Below are 1698 nucleotides of genomic sequence, written 5' to 3'. Positions count from 1 at the left end.
ACATCGCGCAGGAGCTCTATCTCGGCTTCGTGCTCGACCGCAAGGAAGAGCGCGTCATGATCGTGGCCTCGGCCGCCGGCGGCATGGAGATCGAGGACATCTCGGAAAAGCAGCCCGATTCCATCATCCGCGCCACCGTCGATCCCGGCGTCGGCATGCAGCAGTTCCAGGCGCGCGAGATCGCCTTCGGCCTCGGCCTTGAAAGCAACCTGATCGGCAAGGCCACCGAGACCATCCTCGGCTGCTACCAGGTGTTCCGCGACTACGACGCCTCGATGCTGGAGATCAATCCGCTGGTGGTGACGCGCGACGGCAGCCTGGTCGCGCTCGATGCCAAGATGTCGTTCGACGAGAACGCGCTGTTTCGCCGCCCGGAAATCTCCGAGCTGCGCGACAAGAGCCAGGAAGACCCGCGCGAGACCTTCGCCAGCGACCGCGGCCTTTCCTATGTCGGGCTCGACGGCAATATCGGCTGCATCATCAACGGCGCAGGGCTGGCCATGGCGACGATGGACATGATCAAGATCGCCGGCGGCGAGCCGGCCAACTTCCTCGACATCGGCGGCGGCGCCTCGCCCGAGCGGGTGGCGAAATCCTTCCGCGCCGTGCTCGGCGACAAACAGGTCGAGACCATCCTGGTCAACATCTTCGCCGGCATCAACCGCTGCGACTGGGTCGCCGAGGGTGTCATCAAGGCGATCCGCGAGGTCGGCGTCGACGTGCCGCTGGTGGTGCGGCTGTCCGGCACCAAGGTCGAGGAAGGACGCAAGATCCTGGCCGATTCCGGCGAGAAGGTGATCGTTGCCGACACGCTGGCCGAAGCCGCCGAAAAGGCCGTCGCCGCCTGGCGCAAGGTCGCCAAGAACAAAAAAGCAGCCTGAGGGAGGTCGAGAAAATGGCAATCCTGCTCAACCGCAGCACGCGCGTCATCGTGCAAGGCTTCACCGGCAAGATCGGCAGCTTCCATGCCGAGGACATGAAGCGCTACGGCACCAAGCTGGTCGGCGGCGTCACCCCCGGCAAGGGCGGCCAGACGCATCTCGGCCTGCCGGTGTTCAACACCGTCAAGGGCGCCGTGCGCGAGACCCGCGCCGAAGCCAGCATCGTCTTCGTGCCGCCGCCCTTCGCCGCCGATTCGATCATGGAGGCGGCCGACGCCGGCATCAAGCTTTGCGTGTGCATCACCGACGGCATCCCCTCGCAGGACATGATGCAGGTCAAGCGCTACATGCGCCGCTACCGCTTCGAGGACCGCATGCGGCTGATCGGCCCGAACTGCGCCGGGGTCATCACGCCCGGCCAGGCGCTGATGGGCATCATGCCGGGCAGCATCTATCTGCCCGGCCGCGTCGGCATCGTCGGCCGCTCCGGCACGCTCGGCTACGAGGCCGCCTCGCAGATGAAGGCGCTCGGCATCGGTGTCTCGACCAGCGTCGGCATCGGCGGCGATCCGATCAACGGCTCCTCCTTCAAGGACATCCTGAAACTGTTCGAGCAGGACGACGAGACCGACGCCGTGGTGATGATCGGCGAGATCGGCGGGCCGCAGGAAGCCGAAGCCGCGATCTGGGCGCGCGACAATATGAGGAAGCCCTTGATCGCCTACATTGCCGGGCTTTCCGCCCCGAAGGGCCGCCGCATGGGCCACGCCGGCGCCATCATCTCCGCCTTCGGCGAGTCGGCGCAGGAAAAGGTCGA

Annotated in this window: 2 protein-coding genes; both read left to right on the top strand. The window is 66.2% G+C overall.

What is annotated here, in order from left to right; translation table 11 throughout:
- A partial coding sequence (sucC, locus tag RFN30_RS32205) for an ADP-forming succinate--CoA ligase subunit beta (RefSeq protein ID WP_320265970.1) occupies positions 1-881 on the top strand: 881 nt, incomplete at its 5' end.
- Between the two features lie 14 nt (positions 882-895).
- Positions 896-1698, top strand: an 803-nt coding sequence (gene sucD, locus RFN30_RS32200) for a succinate--CoA ligase subunit alpha (RefSeq protein ID WP_320265969.1), incomplete at its 3' end; no start/stop codon positions are given.

This window comes from Mesorhizobium dulcispinae (genome assembly GCF_033977345.1).
Classification (GTDB): domain Bacteria; phylum Pseudomonadota; class Alphaproteobacteria; order Rhizobiales; family Rhizobiaceae; genus Mesorhizobium; species Mesorhizobium dulcispinae.
The sequence above is the reverse complement of the archived record's forward strand: the minus strand, read 5'-3'. Positions and strand labels throughout refer to the sequence as shown.